The organism is Microbacterium sp. NPDC078814 (assembly GCF_040702645.1).
Taxonomy (GTDB): Bacteria; Actinomycetota; Actinomycetes; order Actinomycetales; family Microbacteriaceae; genus Microbacterium.
Genome location: NZ_JBFBLT010000001.1, coordinates 169,498 through 192,675 on the forward strand (window position 1 = coordinate 169,498; position 23,178 = coordinate 192,675).

Annotated in this window: 19 protein-coding genes; 3 read left to right on the forward strand and 16 right to left on the reverse strand. The window is 73.2% G+C overall.

All coding sequences use genetic code 11. From position 1 onward, the window contains the following. Positions 1 to 44 precede the first annotated feature (44 nt). From AB0300_RS00855 to rsmI, 3 genes are all read right to left on the reverse strand, one after another. Positions 45 to 1,139 (reverse strand): LacI family DNA-binding transcriptional regulator, encoded by a 1,095-nt coding sequence (locus AB0300_RS00855; RefSeq protein ID WP_366215292.1) that lies wholly within the window; start codon positions 1,137 to 1,139, stop codon positions 45 to 47. A gap of 209 nt (positions 1,140 to 1,348) precedes the next feature. Beyond that, complete coding sequence (locus AB0300_RS00860) at positions 1,349 to 1,987, reverse strand: class I SAM-dependent methyltransferase (RefSeq protein ID WP_085606113.1); 639 nt, start codon at positions 1,985 to 1,987, stop codon at positions 1,349 to 1,351. 53 nt (positions 1,988 to 2,040) lie between these two features. After that, the gene (gene rsmI, locus AB0300_RS00865; RefSeq protein ID WP_025105604.1) at positions 2,041 to 2,862 is read right to left on the reverse strand and encodes a 16S rRNA (cytidine(1402)-2'-O)-methyltransferase; all 822 of its coding nucleotides are present in this window, start codon (positions 2,860 to 2,862) and stop codon (positions 2,041 to 2,043) included. 83 nt (positions 2,863 to 2,945) lie between these two features. Between rsmI and AB0300_RS00870 the strand changes: the two genes are divergently transcribed. Next, positions 2,946 to 4,499, forward strand: coding sequence for a phospholipid carrier-dependent glycosyltransferase (locus AB0300_RS00870; RefSeq protein ID WP_126893577.1), 1,554 nt, complete (start codon positions 2,946 to 2,948; stop codon positions 4,497 to 4,499). Between the two features lie 33 nt (positions 4,500 to 4,532). On the opposite strand, the gene AB0300_RS00875 is transcribed toward AB0300_RS00870, so the two are convergent. From AB0300_RS00875 to AB0300_RS00905, 7 genes are all read right to left on the reverse strand, one after another. Next, entirely contained in the window at positions 4,533 to 5,012 is a 480-nt protein-coding gene (locus tag AB0300_RS00875) for an Lrp/AsnC family transcriptional regulator (protein ID WP_366215293.1), read from the reverse strand. Between the two features lies 1 nt (position 5,013). After that, positions 5,014 to 6,405, reverse strand: coding sequence for an amino acid permease (locus tag AB0300_RS00880; RefSeq protein ID WP_102209043.1), 1,392 nt, complete (start codon positions 6,403 to 6,405; stop codon positions 5,014 to 5,016). Beyond that, positions 6,402 to 7,505, reverse strand: coding sequence for a histidinol-phosphate transaminase (gene hisC, locus AB0300_RS00885; RefSeq protein ID WP_366215294.1), 1,104 nt, complete (start codon positions 7,503 to 7,505; stop codon positions 6,402 to 6,404). The genes AB0300_RS00880 and hisC overlap by 4 nt, the downstream gene beginning before the upstream one ends. Before the next feature lie 165 nt (positions 7,506 to 7,670). After that, positions 7,671 to 9,473: a DUF255 domain-containing protein gene (locus tag AB0300_RS00890; protein ID WP_366215295.1), complete on the reverse strand. Its 1,803-nt coding sequence runs from the start codon at positions 9,471 to 9,473 to the stop codon at positions 7,671 to 7,673. A gap of 40 nt (positions 9,474 to 9,513) precedes the next feature. Continuing rightward, entirely contained in the window at positions 9,514 to 10,083 is a 570-nt protein-coding gene (msuE, locus tag AB0300_RS00895; RefSeq protein WP_025105598.1) for an FMN reductase, read from the reverse strand. Positions 10,084 to 10,246: 163 nt separating this feature from the next. Beyond that, positions 10,247 to 11,083 (reverse strand): aldo/keto reductase, encoded by an 837-nt coding sequence (locus tag AB0300_RS00900; protein ID WP_060923596.1) that lies wholly within the window; start codon positions 11,081 to 11,083, stop codon positions 10,247 to 10,249. 55 nt (positions 11,084 to 11,138) lie between these two features. After that, a complete protein-coding gene (locus AB0300_RS00905; protein WP_238695687.1) occupies positions 11,139 to 12,362 on the reverse strand; it encodes a heparan-alpha-glucosaminide N-acetyltransferase domain-containing protein in 1,224 nt (407 codons plus the stop codon). Between the two features lie 66 nt (positions 12,363 to 12,428). Between AB0300_RS00905 and hrpA the strand changes: the two genes are divergently transcribed. Both hrpA and AB0300_RS00915 read left to right on the forward strand, forming a co-directional pair. Next, entirely contained in the window at positions 12,429 to 16,406 is a 3,978-nt protein-coding gene (gene hrpA / locus AB0300_RS00910) for an ATP-dependent RNA helicase HrpA (protein WP_366215296.1), read from the forward strand. Positions 16,407 to 16,429: 23 nt separating this feature from the next. Beyond that, complete coding sequence (locus AB0300_RS00915; RefSeq protein ID WP_315108955.1) at positions 16,430 to 17,374, forward strand: NADP-dependent oxidoreductase; 945 nt, start codon at positions 16,430 to 16,432, stop codon at positions 17,372 to 17,374. A 4-nt stretch (positions 17,375 to 17,378) separates the two neighbouring features. On the opposite strand, the gene AB0300_RS00920 is transcribed toward AB0300_RS00915, so the two are convergent. From AB0300_RS00920 to AB0300_RS00945, 6 genes are read right to left on the reverse strand one after another with little or no spacing between them, the layout of a single operon-like run. Beyond that, positions 17,379 to 17,987: an alkylhydroperoxidase domain protein gene (locus AB0300_RS00920; RefSeq protein WP_366215297.1), complete on the reverse strand. Its 609-nt coding sequence runs from the start codon at positions 17,985 to 17,987 to the stop codon at positions 17,379 to 17,381. Then, positions 17,984 to 18,625, reverse strand: a complete 642-nt coding sequence (locus AB0300_RS00925; protein ID WP_366215298.1) for a CMD domain protein — start codon at positions 18,623 to 18,625, stop codon at positions 17,984 to 17,986. The genes AB0300_RS00920 and AB0300_RS00925 overlap by 4 nt, the downstream gene beginning before the upstream one ends. Beyond that, positions 18,622 to 19,689, reverse strand: coding sequence for a putative FMN-dependent luciferase-like monooxygenase (locus AB0300_RS00930; protein ID WP_366215299.1), 1,068 nt, complete (start codon positions 19,687 to 19,689; stop codon positions 18,622 to 18,624). Before AB0300_RS00930 ends, AB0300_RS00925 begins: the two co-directional genes overlap by 4 nt. Further along, positions 19,686 to 21,314: an ABC transporter ATP-binding protein gene (locus AB0300_RS00935; protein ID WP_366215300.1), complete on the reverse strand. Its 1,629-nt coding sequence runs from the start codon at positions 21,312 to 21,314 to the stop codon at positions 19,686 to 19,688. The genes AB0300_RS00930 and AB0300_RS00935 overlap by 4 nt, the downstream gene beginning before the upstream one ends. Further along, positions 21,311 to 22,204 carry an ABC transporter permease gene (locus AB0300_RS00940; protein WP_366215301.1) on the reverse strand — a complete coding sequence of 298 codons (894 nt, stop codon included), beginning with the start codon at positions 22,202 to 22,204 and terminating at the stop codon, positions 21,311 to 21,313. The genes AB0300_RS00935 and AB0300_RS00940 overlap by 4 nt, the downstream gene beginning before the upstream one ends. After that, positions 22,201 to 23,178 (reverse strand): ABC transporter permease, encoded by a 978-nt coding sequence (locus AB0300_RS00945; protein WP_025105589.1) that lies wholly within the window; start codon positions 23,176 to 23,178, stop codon positions 22,201 to 22,203. Before AB0300_RS00945 ends, AB0300_RS00940 begins: the two co-directional genes overlap by 4 nt.

Genomic DNA, 23,178 nt, shown 5'->3' on the forward strand with positions numbered 1-23,178 from the left:
GTGGCAAGCCAGGAGACCCTCCGGGGCGGCGCGGTCGCGTCGGCTCAGGAGGGGCGCGTGGAGCTCTCGCGGAGGAGGATCTGGAGGGGCAGACGCGTGGTGAGCGGCGGGGCGTCCGGCTGCTCCAGCCGTCGCGCGAGCACCTGCACCGCCGCGCGTCCGAGCTCGATCATCGGCTGCCGGATCGTGGTCAGCGGCGGCGACACCAGGGTCGCCGCCTCGATGCCGTCGAACCCCGTGACGAGGACGTCGTCCGGCACCCGCACGCCCGCCCCGCGGAACACGTCCATGGCCCCGAGGGCCATCTGGTCGTTGGCGGCGATGAGCGCGGCGGGCACGCCGTCGCGCGCGAGCCGCTCCCCCGCCCGACGCCCGGAGGCGCGGGTGAAGTCGCCCCGGAGGATGCGTACCGCTGCCGGGTCGCGCCCCGCGGCGGCGAGCGCGGTCGACACGCCCTCCCACCGCTGCTCGGCGTCGGGCGAGTCGGCCGGGCCGGCGAGGAACGCGATCTCCCCCTCCCCGACCTGGGACAGCACGTGACGGGTCAGCTCCCCCATCGCCTCGACGTTGCTCACCGTGACGTGGTCGTAGGCATCGCCCCGTGGCGGTCCGGACAGCACGACCACCGGGATACGGCGGGCCAGCCGGGCGAGCACGGCGTCCGGCACGCTGCGGGCGAGCACCATGAGCCCGTCCACGCGGCCGGCCATGTCGCGGACGGTGGAGCGGTCGGGATCGTCGCGGCCGACGCCCACCATGAGCACGAACCCCTGCTTCCACGCCTCCAGCTCGGCGCCGCGGAGGACTTCGTCGAGGAACAGCATGGAGGAGTGCGGCGCGTCCTGCTCGTCCGACACGACCGTGAACGGCGGGCGGGCGGCGGCGGACAGCACGTCGAGGGGCGGAGCGTCCTCGGCGGCGTCGAATCCCGGGAAGTACAGCCCCAGCACCCCGGTCCGGCGTTCGGCGAGACCCCGCGCGCTCCCACTGGGGACGTACCCCAGCGCGGAGACCGCGTCGAGCACCCGCTCCCGGGTCACCGGACGGACGGCCTCCGGCGAGCGCAGCACCCGCGACACGGTCGCGATCGACACTCCGGCGCGGTCGGCGACGTCGTACACCGTCGCGGCCTTGCTCACGCGGACTCCTCTCGCTCGCGGGTTCTGGTCCTGGTTCTGGTCCGGGTCCTGGTCCTGTCAGCGTAGGACAGTCTCCCCCGGTGCCCCCTCCCGCTCCCGCGCGCGGGCGCAGATTCGCGTCGGTGTCGCAGGGATGGGGCCAGTCTCTGCGACACGGTGCAGGTCTGCGACACGGTGCAGACCTGCGAGGGCGTGCGTGGACGGGCGGGTCAGGAGCGGAGGGCGCGGAGGGCTCCGTGCGGGCGGGAGCTGATCTCGCCCGGTTCGCGCTCGCGGGTCTCGGACCAGTGCAGCTCGAGACCGGCCGCGGCGAGCAGCGGGGACAGGGCCTCCGCGGTCCAGAAGAAGGAGGGGGCGACGGCATGGGAGAAGGCGACCCGGGGTTCGCCGACGAAGAAGCCGAGGAGCAGGCTCCCGCCGGGGGCGAGCACCCGGGCGAACTCGGCGAACACGTCCGGGAGCTCGGCCGGAGGCGTGTGGATCACGGAGTACCACGCGAGGACGCCGCCGACGGTGCCCGATGCCTGCGGCAGCGTCCGGAACGACCCGTGATGGAACGAGAGGTGCGGATACTGCGCCCGCGCCCCGTGGATGAAAGCCGAGGAGAGGTCGATCCCCTCGACGTCCCGCCCCTCGCCCCCGTGCAGGAAGGCCGTCCAGTGCCCGGGGCCGCAGCCCGCATCGAGCAGCCGCCCCGGGGTCTCCTCGCGCCACCGCCGGATGAGCTCGCGGTCGCGCGGATCCATCAGTCCCAGGTCTCCCGCGACCTCCCGGTACTCCGCGGCCCTCTCGTCGTAGGCGCGCGCGACCGGGTCCTGTCCGGCGGGAGGCCGCAGATCCGGGCTCATGCCGCAGCCGCCCCCCGCATCCCCGCAACCGGGGTGCGAATCTGCGACGGGGGTCACCGCGACCGCGCCGCCAGGGCCGCCTGATACAGATCCCGGGAGGACAAGCCCGTCAGGGCCGCGACCTCGGAGGCCGCATCCTTCAGGCGGGTGCCGTCCGCGACCAGGGCCTGCACCTGGGCGAGGGCGTCCTCCGGGGAGGCCTCCCGCCGCGGCGCCCCCTCGACGACCACCACGATCTCTCCCTTCACCCCGTCGGCGGCCCAGGCGGCGAGCTCGGACGCGGTGCCACGACGGACCTCCTCGTACAGCTTGGTCAGCTCCCGGCACACGGCGATCCGGCGGTCCGCGCCGAAAGCGGCCCCCATGTCGGTCAGGGTCGTCGCCAGGCGCGAGGGCGACTCGAAGAACACCATCGTGCGCGGCTCGGCGGCGAGGGCGGAAAGGGTCGCCCGGCGCTCCCCCGGCTTCCGCGGCAGGAACCCCTCGAAGGTGAAGCGGTCCGTCGGCAGCCCCGAGATCGCCAGGGCCATGAGCACCGCGCTGGGCCCCGGGATCGCGGTCACCGTGACCCCCTGCGCCACCGCCTCGGCGACGAGGCCGTATCCCGGGTCACTCACGGTCGGCATGCCCGCATCGCTCAGCACCACGAGGTCGGTCTCCGCGGCGAGCGCGGCCAATTCCGCGGCCTTCTGCTTCTCGTTGTGGTCGTGCAGCGCGATCAAGCGGGGCCGGTTGTCGATCGCGAGGGCCTGCAGGAGGCGCTGCGTCGTGCGGGTGTCCTCCGCCACGACGATCTCCGCGTTCTCCAGCACCTCCACGAGTCGCCGCGACGCATCGCCCAGGTTTCCGATCGGGGTCGCGGCGAGGATGATCACCCGCCCAGCTTAGGCGTGGACCGGCAGCGGGACCGGAGCCGGCATACCGGGAGCACAGGGCGGAGTGTGTCTAGGCTGGACCGGTGACCGCGCCCGAGCCCCTCCTGCCCCTCCCCGAGGAGCGGCTCACGCGCTACGAGCGACTCCGCGACCGCGTGCTGCAGGCTCCGGACTGGGGCCGGGCGATCGGCTGGCTGGCCCCGCTGCTGGTCACGGCCCTCGCGGCGGTGCTGCGCCTGGCGAACGTCGGACATCCGCACCAGCTCGCCTTCGACGAGACCTACTACGTCAAGGACGCCTGGTCGCTGTGGAGCCTCGGGTACGAGGGGGTGTGGGGCGAGAACGCGAACGACGCCTTCATCACCCTGCAGGAGCTCCCGCTGACGAACAAGGGCGCCTTCATCGTGCACCCGCCGCTCGGGAAGTGGCTCATCGCGCTGGGCATGGCCATCGGCGGCCCGGACAACAGCGCCGGCTGGCGTCTGGCGACCGCCGTCCTCGGTGCGGGATCGGTGCTGCTGGTCTTCCTCATCGCGCGACGCCTGACCGGCTCCGTCGTGGCGGCGACGGTGGCGGGGACGCTCCTCGCGATCGACGGCCTCAGCATCGTGATGAGCCGCATCGCGCTGCTCGACGGCATCCTCACCTTCTTCGTGCTGCTGGGCGTGCTGTTCGTGCTCATCGACCGCCAGCACACGATCCCCCTGCTCGAACGTCGGAACCCCGACGACGAGCACCCGCTGTGGGGACCGATCCTCTGGCGCCGTCCCTGGCTCGTCGCCGCGGGGCTCGCACTCGGCGCCGCCTCGGCGGTGAAGTGGTCGGGGCTGTACGTGCTCGCGGGCTTCGGACTCTTCGTCGTCATCACCGACGCCCTCGCCCGGCGCCGCGGCGGGGTCGTCGTGTGGCCGGCGTCCGCGGTCTTCCGGCAGGGGCCGGTGTCGTTCGTCCTCCTCGTCGTGCCCGCCCTCGCGGTCTACCTCGCGAGCTGGACCGGATGGCTGGTGACGGCGAACGGCTACGACCGCGGCAGCGACCCGAACCCGCTCATCGCCCTATGGAACTACCACGAGGCCATGCTCGGGTTCCACGTGGGCCTCACCCGCGGGCACCCGTACGCGAGCCCGGCGTGGGAGTGGCCCTTCCTGCTCCGCCCCACCGCGGTGTGGGTCGACAGCGACCCCACCGGCTGCGGCGTCGACCACTGCATCGGCGTGATCTCGGCGATCCCCAACCCGCTCATCTGGTACGGCGGCGTCGCGGCCAGCGTGTACCTGCTCTACCGCCTCATCCGCGGGTGGATCACGCGGCAGCCGGTCGGCCCGGCGCTCAGCCTCCCGCTCGTGGGGCTCGCGGTGACCTATCTGCCCTGGCTGATGTTCCCCGACCGGACGATCTTCCAGTTCTACACGGTCGTGATGATGCCGTTCCTCGTGCTCGCACTCACCGCCACACTGCGGATCATCGCCGGGCGCCGGGAGGACCCGCTCCCGCGCCGCCAGTCGGGACAGCGGACCGTCCTGATCTTCCTCGTCGTCGTCGTCCTCGTCTCGGCGTTCTTCCTGCCGCTGTGGACGGGGATGAGCGTTCCCTACGACTTCTGGCGCCTGCACAACTGGCTGCCGGGCTGGGTCTGACCGGCGTCTGACCGACCGGACTCCGAGCCCGGGTCAGGAGACCTCGTCGGCCAGGTGCTCCACGAGCGGGAGCACGCGACCCGAGAGATGCGTGCGCATCGCGATGGAGGACGCGGTCCGCGCGACCCCCGGCACGAGGGCGACCCGGTCCAGCACCTCCTGGAGGCGGGTCGCATCGCGGGCGACGAGCCGAAGCTGCATGTCGCTCGCGCCGGTCACCGTGTGCATGTCGACGATCTCCGGCACCGCGTCCGCGAGGGCGGTCGCGACGTCGTCATGCCCCACCTTCTGATCGATCTCGACGAGACAGAACGCCACGACGCCGTACCCGAAGCCGGCGGGGTCGATGCGCGGCACGATCGCCTCGATCACCCCACCCTCGTGCAGGCGCGCGAGACGGCTCGTGGCCGTCCCCCGCGCGATGCCCAGCCGGCGCGCGCACTCCAGGAGGGGCAGCTGCGGCGACTCCGTCAGCAGCCGGATCAGCGCGGCGTCGAGGCGATCGATCCGCACGTCACTCCTTGACGATGCCGGGGCGGGAGACACCCCGCGTCAGGCGGGCGACGACGAGCAACACCGCGGTGAGCCCGAGCGTGAGCAGCAGCTGGATGCGCGCAGCCGGGTCGATCATCGCGAGCGCGATCACGGCGGCGAGCAGCACGAGGCACAGCCACGACACCCAGGGGAAGCCCCAGAGCCGCATGGGCATCGCCTCGCCGGCACGGTCGGCCCGCCGGCGCAGCACGATCTGCGAGATCGCCGTCGCCGTCCAGATCACCAGCAGGGTCGACCCCACGACGTTCAGCAGCGCCGGGAGCACCACGTCCGGGAAGGCCCAGTTGAGTCCGACGGTCACGAAGCCGAAGGCCACCGAGGCGAGGACGGCGACGAACGGCACGCCCTTGAGGCTCGTCCGGGTGACGGACAGCGGCGCCAGCCCGCGTTCCCCCAGCGAGTACGCCATCCGGGAGGCGCCGTAGATGTTGGCGTTCATGGCCGAGAGCAGCGCGATCACCACGATGAGGTCCATCACGAGGCCGACGCCCGGCACGTTCAGGGTGTCCAGGACCGCCGAGAACGGACCGGCCTGCACGGCGGGGTCGTCCCACGGGAGCACCGCGACGATGACGAAGATCGAGCCGACGTAGAAGACGAGGATGCGCACCAGCACCTCGCGCACGATCCGGCGGATGTTGCGGGAGGGGTCGTCCGACTCGGCGGCCGCGATCGCGACGACCTCGGTGCCGCCGAACGCGAAGACGACGATGAGGAGCGCCGCGGCGATGCCCGTGATGCCGTGCGGGGCGAAGCCGCCCTCATCCACCAGGTTCGAGATGCCGGTCGCCGGCACACCGGGGATGAGTCCGACGATGGCGCACACGCCGACGACGAGGAAGGCGATGATCGCGGCGACCTTGATCGCCGCGAACCAGAACTCGAAACGGCCGTAGTTGCGCACGCCGAAGAGGTTCACCGCGGTGAGCGCCACGACGAACACGAGCACCCACACCCACGCGGGGATCCCGGGTACCCAGTTCGCCACGATCCCGGCCGCGCCGGTCGCCTCGGCGGCGATCACGACGACGAGCTGGATCCAGTACAGCCAGCCCACCGCGCTGCCGGCGCTGCGCCCCATGGCCTTCTGGGCGTAGGAGCTGAAGGCGCCGGAGCTGGGGCGGGCCGCCACCATCTCGGCGAGCATCGCCATCACGAGCACGACGATGCCGCCCGCGACGAGGTAGGAGATGAGCACGGCGGGTCCCGCGATGCTGATCGCCTGCCCGGAGCCGACGAACAGCCCCGCGCCGATCGCGCCGCCGAGCCCCATCATGGAGATCTGGCGGCGGGTGAGGCCCGGGTGCAGGCCCTTCGTGGTCGTCGTGGTGACGGGGACCTCCGTGGTCACGCGCCCACCTCCATCAGGTCGGAATCGTGGTCGGACTCGTGCGCGGCGTCGCCGGAGACCGCGAGGGCGGCTTCCACCCGGTCGATGTCGGCGGCGGAGCCGGACGAGATGCGGATGCCCTCGCCGGGGAAGGCGCGGGCGACCACGTCGCCGGCATGCAGGAGGGCGTCGAGTTCGGCGGTGCGCTCCCCCGCGGGGACCCAGACGAAGTTGGCCTGCGAGCGGACGGCGGGCCAGCCGGCGGCGGTGAGCACGGTGTACAGCCGATCGCGCTGCGCCACGACCTCGTCGATGCGGACGGCGAGCTCGTCCTCCGCGGCGAGCGAGGCGAGGGCCGCGGCCTGGGCGAGGTCGGTGACCCCGAACGGCACGGCCACCTTGCGCTGCGCCTCGGCGATCGCGGTGGGGGCGATCGCGTAGCCGATGCGGAGCCCGGCCAGGCCGTACGCCTTGGAGAACGTGTGCAGCACCGCGACGTGCGGGTGGCGACGGAACAGCTCGATCCCGGCGCCGCGGCTTTCCGTGCGGTCGAAGTGCACGTAGGCCTCGTCGATGACGACGAGGACGTCGTGCGGCACCGCGGCGACGAAGCGCTCCAGGGCCTCGGCGTCGACGACCGTGCCGGTCGGGTTGTTGGGGTTGCACACGAACACGAGACGTGTGCGCGGGGTGATCGCGGCGCGCATCGCGTCGAGATCGTGTCCGTGATCGGCATCCAGCGGCACGGCGACGGGCGTCGCGCCCGCGATCCGGACGAGCGAGGGGTAGGCCTCGAAGGACCGCCATGCGAAGACGACCTCGTCCCCCTCGCCGGCGACCGCGTGGATGAGCTGGGCGGCGATCTCCACCGACCCCGCGCCGACGGTCACCTGCGCCGGGTCAACGGCGTACCGGGCGGCGAGCGCCTCCCGGACCGCGGAGGCGCTCATGTCCGGGTAGCGGTGGATGCCGGCCACCCGGTCCTGCACGGCGCGCACGACGGAGGGCAGCGGCGGATGCGGGGACTCGTTCGAGGAGAGCTTGGAGGCACCGGCCGGGGCGGAGCGCCCCTGTCGGTAGGCGGGCACGGCGTCGAGACCGGCGCGGGCGGAGAGAGTCATCGTCAGAGCATCCTTGCTGTGATCCGAGAGGGGTCGCGTCACCCTAGAACGGATCGCGGGCGCTGGGCAAACCGTGCACTCGAAGCTGCGCATCGCGCGCACTCGACGGGCAGACGGACGCCGCGCGGTAGGCAGAATGCACAGCGCTGCGCCGGGGAGGGGCGCTCACCGTGCGCGCGAGACCGCGGCCGGATCGCTCACCGGCAGGCGGCACACGAAGGCGCGGCAGTCGTAGGCGCGCTCGGCGGTCGCCTCCTTGCCCTCGAACAGCTCGAACCCCGCGGCGCCGAACGCCGCGGCCTGCGCCGGCGTGACGACGGCGACGACATCGGCATCGGCTCCGCGGGCCGCGGCGGCGAGCGCCCCACCCGGATCCTCCGTCACCACGACGAGCTGCCGCGGCGCGGTGGCGAGTCCGGCGGCGACCCGGAGCAGACTGCCGTGGGCGAAGGGCTGGGCGAGCGCCCGGGCGGCGAGGGCCTCCACCCGCTCCACTGCTGCCGCGCGATAGCGGTCCCCCGCTCCCAGCCGCCAGGCGGTGAGCGCGGCCTGCGCGACCGCCGCCGTGTCCGAGGGCAGGTCGCCGTCGGTGTGGTCGGGCGAGGCGGCGATGCCCTGCGCGCGGAGCATCGGGTCGTCCCCCGCGGCGCCGTCCAGCGCTCCGTCGAGGAGGCCCAGGGCCGTGGACGCCGGATCGACGTCGCCGGTGGCCGCCGCGAGGGCGAACAGGCCCTCGGCGAGCAGCGCGAGGTCGGCGGCCGTGGCGACCGCGGCGGAGGCCCGGCCGTCCAGCGATGCCCGCACGAGCGCGCCGTCGGCCCCGCGGTTGGTGTCGAGCACGGCAGCGGCGGCCTCCGCAGCGGCGGCGATCCACGCGTCGTCGCCGAGCGCCGCCCCCGCCCGGGCGAGTGCCGCGATCGCGAGGCCGTTCCATCCCGTGATGACCTTGCCGTCCACGGCGGGCGGCTCCAGCGCCGCGCGCTCCGCGACGGGACGGAGGTAGTAGCCCCCCTCGCTGCGGGCCCCGTCGATCCACGATTCGGAATCCTGCGCAGCGCCGAAGCCGCCGCCCTCCTGCCGCAGCGTGCCGAGCAGGAAGCGGGCGATCCCGCGGGCGGTCTCCTCGTCGCCGGCGTCGAGCGCGACCTCGAGCAGCTGGGCGTTGTCGGTCAGCATGCGCTCGTAGTGCGGCACCGTCCAGTCACGCCGGGTCGCGTAGCGGAAGAACCCGCCGTCGGCGTCACGCAGATCTGAGGCCGCCATCGCCGCGAGGGCGCGCTCGGCCGCAGCCGCCGCCTCCGGTGCGGCCGCGCGGATGAGGGGCTCCTGGAGGAACCGCAGAGTCGTGGCCACCGGGAACTTCGGAGCTCCGCCGAAGCCGCCGAACTCCGCGTCCTCCCTGGCGACGAGACCGCGGGCGGCCTCCGCGAGGGCCGTGGCGTCCGGGAGGCTCGATGCCGTGGTCTCCGCCGCCTCGGCGAGCGCCGCGGTCACCGCGTCGGCGGACTCCTCGGCCTGCGCCCGTCGCGTCGTCCACGCCTCGCGCACCGCGGCCAGCACATCGCGGAACGCGGGCATCGGCGGTCGCGCCTCCGGCGGCCAGTACGTCCCCGCGTAGAAGGCGCGTCCGGTAGGCGTGGTGAACACCGTGAGCGGCCAGCCGAGGTTCTGCGTGAACGCCGACGCGGCGGCCATGTACGCCCCGTCGACGTGCGGATGCTCCTCGCGGTCGACCTTCACCGCGACGAACCCCTCGTTGATGCGGGCGGCGGTCTCCGGGTCGGCGAACGACTCGCGCGCCATCACATGGCACCAGTGGCAGGTGGAGTAGCCGATCGAGATCAGCATCGGCACGTCCCGGCGGCGCGCCTCGGCGAAGGCCTCCTCTCCCCAGGGGTACCAGTCGACGGGGTTGTCGGCGTGGGCCCGCAGATAGGGGCTGAGGGTGTCGGCGAGACGGTTCGTCATGCTCCCACGCTACGCCGGGCTCACCGGCTCCGGACCAGGATCAGCCGACGAGCAGCTCCGCGGGACGGGACAGGGTGTAGCCGACGAGCGGGAGGGCCCGCTCGGCCGCGAGCGCGATCCGCGCACGCAGCACGTCCGTCGCCACCTCGTAGCCGTCGAAGTCGGTCGTGCTCGCGTACACGCCAAGCGGGAGGGTGAGCGCCTGGAAGAACGCGAACAGCGGGCGCAGCTGGTGCTCGATCATGAGCGCGTGTCGCTCGCCGCCACCGGTCGCCGCGAGGAGCACCGGCGTGCCGACGAGGGCGTACTGGTCCACGAAGTCGAACAGGTGCTTGAACAGCCCCGTGAACGAGGCGCGGTACACCGGGCTGCCCACGATGAGCAGGTCGGCTGTCTCGATCGCCTGCAGCTGTGCCTCCACCTCCGGCGGGAGCTGGTCACGGGTGAGAGCACCCGCGAGCGAGGGTCCGACCTGCGTGAGCTCGATCAGCTGCGCCTCGACCGGGGCGCGCTCGGCGACCGCGGCGGTGATCGCACGGAGGAGGGCGGTGGTCTTGCTCGGCTCGTGGAGGGAGCCCGAGACGGCGACGACGCGGAGCGGAGCTGTCATGGGCTCGACGGTACCCACGCGGACGCCCCGTGTCGCGCGAAGCGACACGGGGCGTCATGGAACGGAGACGAGCCGCGGGCCGCGGGCTCGGGAGCAAGGCTCCGGTCAGTGCTGGCCCGGTGACGGCGTCAGTGCCGAGCACGCGGCCGGTATGAGGGCGGGATCAGTTGACCTCGTCCGGGTGCGAGCCCACGCGGCCGGAGCCGTCGAGCGGGTCGAGCGCGTCGATCGCGGCGATCTCGGCGTCGGTCAGCTCGAAGCCGAACACGTCGAGGTTCTCGCGCAGGCGCTCCGGACGCACCGACTTCGGGAAGACGATGATGCCCTTCTGCAGGTGCCAGCGCAGGACGGCCTGTGCGGGGGTCACGCCGTGGGCGGCGGCCGCCTCCGCGATCGCCGGGGTGCCGAAGAGGTCGTACTTGCCCTGGCCGAGCGGACCCCAGGCCTCGATGCGGACGCCGTTGGCCTCGGCCCAGGCGACCTCCTCGCGGCGCTGGTACGCCGGGTGCAGCTCGATCTGGTTCACGGCCGGGACGACGCCGGTCTCCTTCACCGTGCGCTCCAGGTGCGGCACGAGGAAGTTCGAGACGCCGATGCTGCGGGTCAGGCCCGCGTCGCGCAGCTCGACGAGCTTCGCGAACGCGTGGACGTAGTCGTCCTTCGCCGGGGTGGGCCAGTGCACGAGGTAGAGGTCGACCTGCTCCAGGCCGAGCTTCTCGAGGCTCTCGCCGATGGCGGCGCGGGGCTCGTCGTCGTGGTGGCGGTCGTTCCACAGCTTCGTGGTGACGAAGAGCTCCTCACGGGGGATGCCGGAGGACGCGATGGCCGCGCCGACGCCCTCCTCGTTGCCGTAGATCGCGGCGGTGTCGATGTGGCGGTACCCGATCTCGAGGGCCTCGCTCACCGCCTTCTCGGTCTCTGCCGGCGGCACCTTGAAGACGCCGTAGCCCAGCTGGGGGATGGAGTTGCCGTCGTTCAGTTCGAGTGCAGGAATGGTCATCCCCCCAGCCTAAGACCTGTGATGACAGGTGCGCCCGTGCGGATGACGAAAAGCGTCAGCGCCGAGGCACGGCGGCCATCGCGGCGGCGCCCTTTCCGACGAGGCGTTCCAGGGGACCACGTCCGACGAACATCGCCCACAGCGTCGTGACCAGCAGGAGCCCTACGGCGGTGAGCGCCCAGAAGGCGTTGTCCGCGATGAAGCCTCCGGGGCCGGCGACGAGGACGACGGAGACGACGTGCACGCTGTATGCCGTGAGCGGCATGGACCCCAGCGCGCCGAGGGGCAGCAGCGGCCAGCGCAGCGGACGGCTCAGGAGCAGGCACAGGGCGATCACCGCGAGGGCGAACCCACCGGAGCCCAGGATCTCGGCGGTGCCGCCGCTGTGCGGGTCGACGGCGAAGACCGCGCGGACCATGGAGCCGAGCGGATCCGTCGCGGCGAGCGCCTCGGGGTAGCTCTCCCAGCCGGACGGCGGCATCACATCGTCGGGGATGAAAGACGACGACAGGCTCTCGCCGGGAAGGATCTCGATGCTCTCGCTCCCGGAGGACGCGCTCGTCGAGGAGACGATCGATTCCGTCCCGCCCAGCCCCGCGCCCGCTCCGAGGGCACCCAGACCGTAGCCGATCGCGGCGAGGACCACGCCGACGACGAGGGCGACGACGGCCGTGCGCAGCTCCTGCACCCGGAGCCGGCCCAGAGCCATGCCGCCCAGCACGAGAGCCAGCCACACGGTGATCGGATAGGTGCCGTAGAGCACGAACCCGATGCCCGCACCGAACGGCTGCAGCGCCACCGCGCTGAGCAGAGCGAGCAGCGCCGGACCGGCGAGGGCGAGGACGGCGGCGCCGAGGAGCAGCTGCCGGGGCCGCCACCGCAGCACGGGGATGACCGCGACGTAGAGCAGGCCGTAGAGGGTGAGGATCACGGCGATCGGCGTGTTGAGGAGCTCCAGGGCGAGGCCGATCACGAAGATCACCGCGCCGCGGCCCACGAGGTTGAGGCGGATGCCCGGGAGGCGCTCCCGCTCCGGCAGCACGTCGCGCCCGGTCATGAGGGCGATGGAGACGCCGGCGAGCAGCGCGAAGAGGATCGACGAGCGGCCGTGCACGAGGTCGGTCCACGTGGTCGGGTCGCCCCACTCGAACGCCTCCGTCACGCCGACGTGGGCACCGGCCATGCCGAGGATCGCCAGACCCCGCGCGACGTCGAGACCGAGGATGCGCGGCGGCCGCCCGAAATCACGGAACCAGCGCACGGGGCGGAGAGCAGTCATCACCCGATGATCGTATGCGGCGATCGCGGCGACCCCGGTGTGCATCCCGGCATACGATGGAGGGCTATGTCCTCCCCCGTGATCTCCTACCCTCCGGAGCTGCCCGTCAGCGCGGCCAGGGACGAGATCGCCGACGCCATCCGCGACCACCAGGTCGTCATCGTCGCCGGCGCGACCGGATCGGGGAAGACCACCCAGCTCCCCAAGATCGCGCTGGAGCTGGGCCGCGAGCGCATCGCCCACACCCAGCCCCGACGGCTGGCCGCCCGCACGATCGCGGAGCGCGTGGCCGAGGAGCTGCGGGTCGAGCTCGGCACGCTCGTCGGATACAAGGTGCGCTTCACCGACAAGGTCTCCGACGAGACCCGGATCGCGCTGATGACAGACGGGATCCTCCTCAACGAGATCCACCGCGACCGGCTGCTGACGCGCTACGACACGATCATCATCGACGAGGCGCACGAGCGGTCCCTCAACGTCGACTTCCTGCTGGGCTACCTCGCCCGCATCCTCCCGGAGCGCCCGGACCTGAAGGTGATCATCACCTCCGCCACCATCGACCCGGAGAGCTTCGCGCGGCACTTCGCCGCCGCCGACGGCACCCCCGCGCCGGTCATCGAGGTGTCGGGGCGCACGTATCCCGTCGAGATCCGCTATCGCCCGCTCGTCGACGAGGACGCGGAGCAGGACGCCGCCGGCGAGCCGGAGGACGAGGTGAGCGCGATCGTCGCGGCGCTCCGCGAGCTCGACCGGGAGGCGCCCGGCGATGTGCTCGTGTTCCTGCCGGGCGAGGCGGAGATCCGGGACGCGGCCGACGCCGTGCGCGCGGCCTACGCCAAGGATCGTTCGCCCACCGAGGTCCTCCCCCTGTTCGGCCGGCTCTCCGCCGCGGAGCAGCACCGGGTGTTCGAGCGCAGCACCGTGGCCGGCGTCCGTCGCCGGGTCGTGCTCGCGACGAACGTGGCCGAGACGAGCCTCACGGTGCCCGGCATCAAGTACGTCATCGACACCGGCACCGCGCGCATCTCCCGGTACAGCAACCGCTCGAAGGTGCAGCGGCTGCCCATCGAAGCCATCTCCCAGGCCTCGGCGAATCAGCGCTCCGGGCGCGCCGGCCGTACGAGTGACGGCATCGCCATCCGCCTGTACTCCGAGGAGGACTCCGCGCGGCGTCCCGAGTTCACCGAACCCGAGATCCTGCGCACCTCCCTCGCCTCCGTCATCCTGCAGATGCTCGCGCTGGGCTTCGGCGACATCACCGCGTTCCCGTTCCTCACCCCGCCCGACTCCCGGGGTGTGAAGGCGGCGTTCGACCTGCTCACCGAGCTCGGCGCCCTCCGGCCGGCGCAGGGGCCGGACGACGGTCCCCGGCTCACCCGCATCGGGCGCGACATCGCCCGGATGCCGATGGACCCGCGGTTCGCGCGCATGCTCATCGAGGCGGGCCCTTCGACAAGCTCAAGGACCCAGCGGGGCTCAGGCCCTTCGACAGGCTCAGGGACCCAGGGGTCGGTGCTGCGGGACGTGCTCGCGATCGTGGCGGGGCTGTCCATCCAGGACGTGCGCGAGCGACCGGAGGACCGCCGCGAGGAGGCGGACCGGCTGCACGCGCGCTTCGTGGACCCGACGAGCGACTTCCTCACTCTCCTGAACCTCTGGAACCACCTGCGCGAGCAGCAGCGCGAGCTCGGCTCCAGCGCGTTCCGCCGGCTATGCCGCAGCGAGCATCTCAACTACGTGCGGGTCCGCGAGTGGTTCGACGTGCACCGCCAGCTCCGGACGCTCGTCAAGAGCCCCGACCGCGGGACGGAGCCGAGCGGCGCGGCCGATCCGGATGCCATCCACCGCGCGCTGCTCTCCGGCCTGCTGTCGCAGATCGGCGTCCTCGACGAGCGCACCGTCCCCGCGGGGAAAGCCCACTCTCCCGCCAAGGACGCCCGCCGCCGGATCACGGAGTACCGGGGCGCGCGGGGCATCCGGTTCTCGATCTTCCCGGGGTCGGGGCTGCGCAAGAAGAGCCCCAGGGCGGTCATGGCCGCCGAGATCGTGGAGACCTCCCGCACCTTCGCCCGCACCGTCGCCGCGATCGACCCCGCCTGGGCCGAGCCCCTCGCCGGCGACCTCGCGAAGCGCCAGGTCACCGAGCCGCACTGGTCCAAGGACGCCGGAGCCGCCGTGGCGTTCGAGAAGGTCACGCTGTTCGGGGTCGAGATCATCCCGCGCCGGCGCGTGCAGTTCGCCCGCATCGACCGGGCCGCCTCGCGCGAGCTCTTCGTCCGCCATGCGCTCGTCGAGGGCGAATGGGACCCGTCCCGCATCGACAAGCGGGTCAGTGCGTTCTGGCGCAGCAACGCCGAGCTCCGCCGTCGTCTGGAGAAGCTCGAGGAGCGCGAGCGGCGTCGCGACATCCTGGCCGGCGACGAGGCCGTCTTCCGCTTCTACGACGAGCGCATCCCCGCCGACGTGTTCGACGTGCGCTCGTTCGAGAAGTGGTGGCGCGAGGCGCTGACCGCGACGCCGAAGCTGCTCGTGATGCGCGAGAGCGACCTCATCGACGACGAGGACCGCGCCGACCAGCGCGAGTTCCCGACCCGGTGGACGCAGGGCGACCAGGTGCTCGGCCTCGCGTACCGGTTCGAGCCGGGCGCACCGGACGACGGCGTGAGCGTCGTGCTGCCTCTGCCGCTGCTCGCCCAGATCGAGGACCGCGGCTTCGACTGGCAGGTGCCCGGGCTGCGCGCTGAGCTCGTCACCGGACTGCTGCGTGCGCTGCCCAAGGCCATCCGGCGCCACGTCGTCCCCGCCGCCGACTGGGCGGAGAAGTTCGGGGCGGCGCTGGCCGACGAGGGTCCGGAGGCGCACGGCGGTCTCCCCCCGCGCACCCTGAAGGAGGCGCTCGCGCGGCTCGTGCAGCCGCTCGCGAACCAGGTGGTCACGGCCGCCGACTTCGACGATGAACGGGTGCCGGCACATCTGCGCATGAACTTCCGCGCCGTGGACGAGCGGGGACGCGTGGTCGGTTCGGGGCGCGATCTCCGGTCGCTGCAGGCTCAGCTCTCCGACCGCGCGCGCAGCAGCGTCGCCCGCTCGATCGCGCGCCCCGGGCGTGCGGAGGCACCGGGACCGCGCGGGGCGGAGCGCGTGGCCGCCGCTCCGGTCGAGCAGACCGGGCTGACGGCGTGGACGTTCGGCGACCTCCCGGCGGTCATCGACACCAAGGTCGCGGGCGGCGTCGTCCGGGGGTATCCGGCGATCGTCGATGCCGGCACGAGCGTGTCGGTGCGGCTCGAGGCGACCCCCGACGCCGCGGCCGCCGCCACGCGCGACGGCGTGCTCCGTCTCGTCCTGCTCGCGGTGCCCTCGCCATCGTCGTACGTGCAGCAGCACCTCACCAGCCAGGAGAAGCTCGCACTCGCCGCCTCGCCGTACCCGTCGGCGGCCGCGCTCATCGAGGACTGCCGCGCAGCCGTCGCCCGTCGCGTCATCGACGCGTCGACCGGAGGCGCCGACGGCCGGGACCGCGGCGTCGTGCGCACCGAAGCCGAGTTCGCCCGCGTGCGCGACGCCGTGTCGGCCGTGCTCGTCGACGAGCTCTTCGCCTGCGTCTCCCTCGTCGCCCGCATCCTCACGAAGGCGCGGGAGGTGGAGCGGGGCATCAAGGCGCAGAACGCGCTGGCGCTGCTCGGCCCGCTGAACGACATCCGCACCCAGCTCTCCGGACTGCTGCATCCCGGCTTCGTCGCGGCCGCGGGGGTCGACCGGCTCGCCCACTTCCCCCGGTACCTCGACGGCATGATCGACCGGCTGAAGACCCTCGCGAACGAGCCGGGCAAGGACCGCGCGCGGATGACGGAGTTCGAGCGGATGGCGGTGTTGTTCGCGGACGCCGGCGGCACGATCCCCCTCGCGCCCGACGCTCCCCCCGCGATCGTCGAGGTGCGCTGGCTCCTGGAGGAGTACCGGGTCAGCGTCTTCGCCCAGCGTCTCGGCACCGCGCAGCCGGTGTCGCCGCAGCGGATCACCAAGGCGCTCGCGGGGAAGTGACCCCCGCCGGGTAGCCTGAGGGCATGGCCCGCGCGATCGTCTACACCGAGTTCGGATCCCCCGCTGTCCTCCACCTGATGGAGGTGCCTGACCCCGTGCCCGTCCGCGGCGAGGCGCTGGTGCGCATCGAGGCGGCCGGCGCCAATCCCATCGACGCCAAGCTCCGCGGCGGCAAGCGCCCCTCCGCGCCGATCACCGAGCCGCGTCCGGTCGGGTTCGACGGCGCGGGAGTCATCGAGGTGCTGGGCGAGGGCGTCGACGGGTTCGAGGTCGGCGACCGCGTCGCGATCCGCGACACGCTCGGGACCTACGCCTCCGCCCTCGCGGTCGAGGCCGACAAGCTCGTGAAGCTCCCGGACGCCGTCACCGCCGCCGAGGGAGCGGCGATCGGCATCCCGGCCGGCACTGCCTATCAGTCCCTCCGCTCGCTCGCCGTGACGGCCGACGACGTGCTCCTCGTGCACGCGGGCTCGGGTGCGGTCGGCCAGGCCGCCGTGCAGTTCGCGGTCGCCTGGGGCGCGACCGTGATCGCCACCGCGAGCCCCGCCCGGCACGACCAGCTCCGCGAGCTCGGCGCGATCCCCGTGGCCTACGGCGACGGCCTGCTCGACCGCGTCCGCGCCGCAGCCCCCTCCCCCGTGACCGTGGTCCTGGACTGCGCGGGCACCGACGAGGCGATCGAGACCTCCCTCGCCCTGGTCGCCGACCGCGACCGCATTGCGACCATCGTCCGCGGTCCCGACGCCGCTGACTTCGGCATCCGGGCGTTCTCCGGCGGCTCCCCCGAGCCGCTCACGCCGCAGGAGCTGGAGTGGCGCGCAGAAGCGCTGCAGAAGACGGTCGACCTGCTGGCCGCGGGCGACTTCACCATCGAGCTCGGCCCGGAGCTGCCCCTCGCCGAGGCGGCGCGGGCCCATGAGCTCATGGAGACCGGCGCCGCCTCGGGGAAGATCATCCTCGTCCCCTGAGAGATCAGGCGGGAGCGACAGGGCGGCCGAGCGAGAGCATCAGCCGGTTCGCCCAGTTGAAGAAGGCCGCGCCGTGCACGACGTCCGCGATCTCCAGGTCGTCCAGTCCGGCCGCACGGAGGCGCGCGATGTGCGCGGCTCCGAACGCGCGGGGCGTGTCGGTCAGCGCGACCGCGGCGGCGACGATCGCGTTCCAGCGCTCCCCGAGGTCCGCGTCCACGCCCTCGGTGAGGAGCGCGTCGACGTCCTCCGGCCGCTTGCCGTGATGCGCCGCGAACCGGGAGTGCACCGACGCGCAGAACACGCAGCCGTTGCGGCGGGAGGCGGCGGTGGCCGCGAGCTCCCGCTCCGCGCGCGGGAGCCCCTCCGCGGTGTTGTAGAAGATGTCCTTGTCGACGAGGGTGCGTGCGCGGAGCACCTCGGGGTCGCGCGCGAGCAGCCGGAAGTACTCGTTCTTCGCGCGGGCGGCGTCAACGAGGCCATCGAGGTGTCGCGGGGTGAGATTTTCCTCCGCCAGCGGCGCGAGGTGCGGCGTCCAGCCGACCTCGGCGCGGGTGAAGGCGTCGGGATAGGGGGCGTCGTCGTGCCGGAGCACGGTGTCGGCGGCGGTCATGCGGCCTCCTCGTCGGTGTCGGTGTCGGTGTCGGTGGCTGTGGCGGTGGCGGTGAGCCCGGCGTCCTGGAGCACCCGCAGGCCGGTGACGACCCGCTGCTGGAAGGCGAGGAACGACACGAGCTGCGACAGCGTGACGATGCCGTCCGTCGACCAGCCGGCGTCGTGCAGGCGGCCGAGGTCGGCGCCTGATGCCTCGCGGGGGCGGAACACCAGCAGGTGCGTGTGCGCGAGAGCCGCCGCGAGGCGCTCCCCCAGGGCAGCCGACGCCGCCTCGGCCGGCACGTACCGCGCGCCGTCGGTGCTCTCGGCCTCCAGCCCGCGTTCGGTGTAGGCGCCGAACGGTCCGGTGGTCGCGGCTGCTTCGGCCTCTCGGGCGACGATCGCGGCGCGCTCCGGGTCGATCTCGCGGGCCCTCCCGGCGTAGAACTCCGCCGTGGGGTCGTCGGCACCGGCGAGAGCGGTCGCGAACGCCGCGATGAGCGCGCGCTCGGCGAGCGAGACGTGCTCCGCGGAGACCGGGTGGAACAGCGCGTCGAAGCTCGCCTGGAGCTGCTCCCTGGTCACGGGGCGGCGACGACGCAGCGCATCCAGCTCCGGCGTCACCCCCGTCAGCTGGTCGACGATGTCGGCGGTCATGCGTTCTCCTTCACGGTGGGGGTGTTCTCGGCAGTGCGGGTGCTCTCGGGATCCGGCGGGGTCAGCGCGTAGCCGAGGGCCGGTGCGACCTCGGTCGCGAACAGCTCGATCGAGCGCAGGACGTGGGCGTGCGGCGCGTCGACCGAGTGCACCTGGAATGCCACCTCGGTCGCGCGGTGCAGCGTGGTGTCGGCGGCGAGCGAGGCGGCGACCTCCTCGGGCGTGCCGAGATGGGTGTCGAGAGCGGCGATGAGGTCGTCGAGGTCGTTTCCGGGGATGGTCTGGCCCTGCCGACGGAAGCCTTCGGCCGCCCGCCGCAACCCGACCTCGGCGAACCGGAGCGCCTCGGCGCGGTCGTCCGCCACGAACACGGTGCGGGAGGCGGTGATGCGCGGGGTCGCCTCGGCGGGCAGCGCATCGAGGTAGGCGTCGATGATGGGGTCCTGCAGCGCGGACAGCGGCGCGTGCAGCCGGTCGTGGGGGCGGGGCTGCGTGCGGGACAGCAGCAGTCCGTGACCGTGGACGCCCGCCCGATGACCGCCGGGGGCCGAGAACGTCGCCTGCCAGATGCGCGCGGCCAGCGACCCCGCGTCCGGATACAGCGTGTTCCCCGCACCGATGTCCCGGCCTGCGAGAGCGTCGAGCAGCACGCCGAGCTTGCGGTCGTAGGTGGGCCCCTTGTCGCGCACGTCCTCCCCGAAGGGCGCGAAGGACGACGGGGTACCGCCGCTGCCGAGCCCGAGGTCGATCCTCCCGTCGGCGAGCAGGTCGGCCACCACGGCGTCCTCGGCCACGCGGACCGGGTCTTCGAGGGGCAGGGTGATGATCCCGGTGCCGAGGCGGATCCGCGAGGTGCGTGCCGCCGCGTGCGCGAGGAAGACGAGCGGCGAGGGCAGCCCGCCTTCCGCCGCCCGGAAGTGGTGCTGCGCCACCCACGCCCTCCCCACGCCGTACTCCTCGGCGTGCCGGATCTGCGCCAGGGCGAGGCGGTAGCGGTCGGCCGGGGACGCGTCGTCGAGGAGCCGCGTGAAGAACGCGACGGTGGGACGAGGGGTGGTGCTCATGCGAGGATCTCCGTTCGTCCGGGGACCGCGGCCAGCAGCTCCCGGGTGTTCTCGTGCTGCGGGTCGTGGAACAGCTCTTCGGTCGGCCCGTCCTCCACCACGCGACCGCGGTGCATCACGGAGACGGTGTGGCTGATGCGGCGCACCACGGCGAGGTCGTGCGAGATGAAGAGGTAGGTGAGTCCGAGCTCGGCCTGGAGCGCGGAGAGCAGTTCGAGGATGCGCGCCTGCACCGTCACGTCGAGCGCCGACACCGCCTCGTCGAGCACGAGGATCTCCGGGTCGACGGCGAGCGCCCGCGCGATCGCGACCCGCTGGCGCTGCCCGCCGGACAGCTCGCTCGGGGTGCGGCGGGCCGCATCGGCCGGCAGCGCCACGCGTTCGAGCAGCGCGACCGCCCGATCCCGACGCTCGGAGCGGGTCCCGATGCGGAAGTTGTGCAGCGGCTCGGCCACGATGTCGGCGATCTGCTGCCGTGGGTCGAGGGAGGCGAACGGGTTCTGGTACACGAGCTGGATCCGCCGCCGCAGCGCACGCAGTCGCGCCCCCTCGACGGCCGTCGCGTCCTCCCCCGCGAGCTCCACGGTCCCGGCGTCCGGACGGAGGAAGCGCGTGACCAGGCGCGCGGTGGTGGACTTGCCCGATCCGGACTCGCCGACCAGCGCATGGGTCGTCCCGCGCCGCACCCGGAAGGAGACGTCGTCGACCGCCCGGAAGCGCTCACGACCCGCGACCCGGAACTCCTTCACGAGGCCCGCGGCCACGATCTCCCACGGCTTCTCGGCGGCCACCGCCGCGGCATCCCGGAGGAACGGCGGCGCGTCCGGACGCCGGAAGCCGGTGGTGAAGGCGGGCGCGTCGGCGAGCAGCTGCCTCGTGTAGGGGTCTTCCGGCTCCGCGAGCACCTGCGCACTCGGCCCCTGCTCCACGATCCGGCCGTCCTTCAGCACCGCGATCCGCGCCGCCCGGTCCGCGGCGACGCCGAGGTCGTGCGTCACGAGCAGGATGCTCGTGCCGTCCTCGCGCTGCAGCTCGTCCAGCAGGTCCAGCACGCGGCGCTGCACCGTGGCGTCGAGAGCACTGGTGGGCTCGTCCGCGATGAGCAGCCGAGGGCGGAGGGCGATCGCGGCCGCGATGAGGACGCGCTGCCGCATGCCGCCGGAGAGCTCGTGCGGATACTGTCGGGCGCGCAGATCGGGGTCGTCCAGCCCGACGCGGTCGAGCAGCTCGAGCACGCGGGCGTTCCGGGAACGACGGTCGCGATGACCGTGCAGGCGCAGCACCTCGGCGACCTGCACGCCGACGGGGCGCACCGGGTCGAGCGACGTCGTCGGATCCTGCGGCACCAGCCCGATCTCCGAACCGCGGATGCCGCGGAACGCCCGATCCGACCATCCGGAGATGTCGAGGTCGCCGAGCCGGACGCGGCCGCCCTCGACCCGTCCGCCCTCGGGCAGCAGGCCGAGGAGGGCGTGCGCCGTGGTGGACTTGCCGGAACCCGACTCGCCGACCAGGGCGAGCGTCTCCCCCTCGGCGATGGCGAACGAGAGGCCGTGCACGACCTCGCTGCCGGCGTACGAGACCCGCAGGTCCGTCGCGGTGAGGACGGGTGTTGGCGCGGTCATCGGGTGTTCCTTCCGAGCCGGTGGCTGATGCGGTTGGCGCTGAGCACGACGGCGACCACCACGAGGCCGGGCAGCGCCGTGAGCCACCAGGCGGTCGCGATGTAGTTGCGTCCCTCGGCGATCAGCAGCCCCCACTCGGGGGTGGGCGGCGGGGCCCCGTAGCCGAGGAAGCCGAGGGTGGAGATGGCGAGGATGGCCGTGCCGAACTGCAAGGCGGCGAGCGCGACGATCGGGGTGAGGGCGTTCGGGAGCACATGCCGGCGCAGCACGGCGACGAAGGTGCCGCCGCTGCCGAAGGCCGCCTCGACGTACTCGGTGCGCCGCACCCGCGCCACCTCGGCGCGCATGAGCCGGGCGAAGGCTGCGACGCTGCCGAGTCCCACGGCGATCGCCGCGTTGACGGTGCCCAAGCCGAGCAGGATGATGACAGAGAGCGACAGCAGCAGCCCCGGGATGGCCAGCAGCACGTCGACGATCCGCATCAGCACGTCGTCCACGACGCCGCCGGTCGCGCCGGCGACGGCTCCGAGGAGCGTGCCGAGCGCGAGGCCGACCGTCACCGCGATCAGCGCACCCGACAGCGAGTGCACCGCGCCGTGGACGACCCGGCCGAACAGATCGCGGCCGAGCGCGTCGGTCCCGAACCAGTGCGTGGCGCTCGGGGGCAGGAGCTTGTCGGCGGGCACGCCGGTCAGCGGGTCGCCCGGCGCGAAGACTCCGGGGATCACCGCCCACAGCACCGCCACGGCGACGACCGCGAACGCCAGGTACAGCCCCCAGGCGCGGAAGCGTCGTCGCGGACGGGAGGCCGAGGCGGGAGCCGGGGCGGACGGCGCGGGCGGGGCACCGGGCGTCTCGACGGTGGTCTCCGCGATCACGGGAGCGGTCATGCGGGCACCTCCTGGGCGGGACGGACGGGGCGGGACCGGGCGGCGCGCGCCGCCCGCCGCTGCCGCGGATCGATCAGGGGCGTGGCGAGGTCGACGGCGAAGCTGATCACCACGAACCCCAGGGCCGACAGCAGCACCACCCCCTGCAGCACCGGGATGTCCTGGTTCGCGACCGCCTGCTCCGTGAGGCGTCCGATGCCGGTGCGGCCGAAGACCGTCTCGGTGACCACCGCTCCTCCGACGAGCTCTCCGAACAGCACCCCCGCGATGGTGAGCGTCGGGACGGCGGCGTTGCGCGCGACCGAGCGCGTGAGCACCCACGCCGGCGGCGCGCCCTTCGCCCGCACCACCGTCACGAACGGCTGCGCCTGCACCCGGTCGATGGAGCGGACCAGCACCTGGGCGAGGGGCGCCGAGATCGGCACGGCGAGCGTGAGGACGGGGAGGAACAGGCCGCTGACGGGGTCGGCTCCCACGATCGGCACCCAGCCGAGCCCGAACGAGAACACCTGGATGAGGAGGATGCCGAGCCAGAACACCGGCACCGCGACGAACAGTCCCGGCACCTGCCGCAGGCCGTCCCGCAGCCACGCGAAGGGGGCGAGCGCGGAGAGCGCCGCGATCAGCACCGCGAGCACGACAGCGACCAGGAGTCCGAGCGCCGCGAGCAGCAGCGTGGCGGGCAGCGCCTCGGCCAGCATCGTCCGCACCGGGGTGCCGTACTGGGTCGAGTAGCCGAAGTCGCCCGCCAGGAAGCCGAGACCCGCGTGCAGGTACTGCTCCCCCCACGGCACGTCGGCGCCGTAGGTCGCGCGGATGTCGTCGAGCTGCTCCGGCGAGAGCCCCAGGCTCGGGTCGGAGAACTTGATGAGGATGGCGTCTCCCGGCAGCAGCTGCAACAGGAAGAACGTGGCCGTGAAGGCCGCGATCAGCACGATCGCGGCCTGCCCGGCCCGTCGGAGGACGAAGGTCAT

Excerpts from the sequence above, each read along its gene's own strand:
- AB0300_RS00860 (WP_085606113.1), bottom strand. The coding sequence starts at position 1,987 with ATGAGCCCGGATCTGCGGCCTCCCGCCGGACAGGACCCGGTCGCGCGC.
- hisC (WP_366215294.1), bottom strand. The coding sequence starts at position 7,505 with ATGACTCTCTCCGCCCGCGCCGGTCTCGACGCCGTGCCCGCCTACCGA.
- AB0300_RS00890 (WP_366215295.1), bottom strand. The coding sequence starts at position 9,473 with ATGACGAACCGTCTCGCCGACACCCTCAGCCCCTATCTGCGGGCCCAC.
- msuE (WP_025105598.1), bottom strand. The coding sequence starts at position 10,083 with ATGACAGCTCCGCTCCGCGTCGTCGCCGTCTCGGGCTCCCTCCACGAG.
- AB0300_RS00900 (WP_060923596.1), bottom strand. The coding sequence starts at position 11,083 with ATGACCATTCCTGCACTCGAACTGAACGACGGCAACTCCATCCCCCAG.
- AB0300_RS00905 (WP_238695687.1), bottom strand. The coding sequence starts at position 12,362 with ATGACTGCTCTCCGCCCCGTGCGCTGGTTCCGTGATTTCGGGCGGCCG.
- hrpA (WP_366215296.1), top strand. The coding sequence starts at position 12,429 with ATGTCCTCCCCCGTGATCTCCTACCCTCCGGAGCTGCCCGTCAGCGCG.
- AB0300_RS00915 (WP_315108955.1), top strand. The coding sequence starts at position 16,430 with ATGGCCCGCGCGATCGTCTACACCGAGTTCGGATCCCCCGCTGTCCTC.
- AB0300_RS00920 (WP_366215297.1), bottom strand. The coding sequence starts at position 17,987 with ATGACCGCCGCCGACACCGTGCTCCGGCACGACGACGCCCCCTATCCC.
- AB0300_RS00925 (WP_366215298.1), bottom strand. The coding sequence starts at position 18,625 with ATGACCGCCGACATCGTCGACCAGCTGACGGGGGTGACGCCGGAGCTG.
- AB0300_RS00930 (WP_366215299.1), bottom strand. The coding sequence starts at position 19,689 with ATGAGCACCACCCCTCGTCCCACCGTCGCGTTCTTCACGCGGCTCCTC.
- AB0300_RS00935 (WP_366215300.1), bottom strand. The coding sequence starts at position 21,314 with ATGACCGCGCCAACACCCGTCCTCACCGCGACGGACCTGCGGGTCTCG.
- AB0300_RS00940 (WP_366215301.1), bottom strand. The coding sequence starts at position 22,204 with ATGACCGCTCCCGTGATCGCGGAGACCACCGTCGAGACGCCCGGTGCC.
- AB0300_RS00945 (WP_025105589.1), bottom strand. The coding sequence starts at position 23,178 with ATGACCTTCGTCCTCCGACGGGCCGGGCAGGCCGCGATCGTGCTGATC.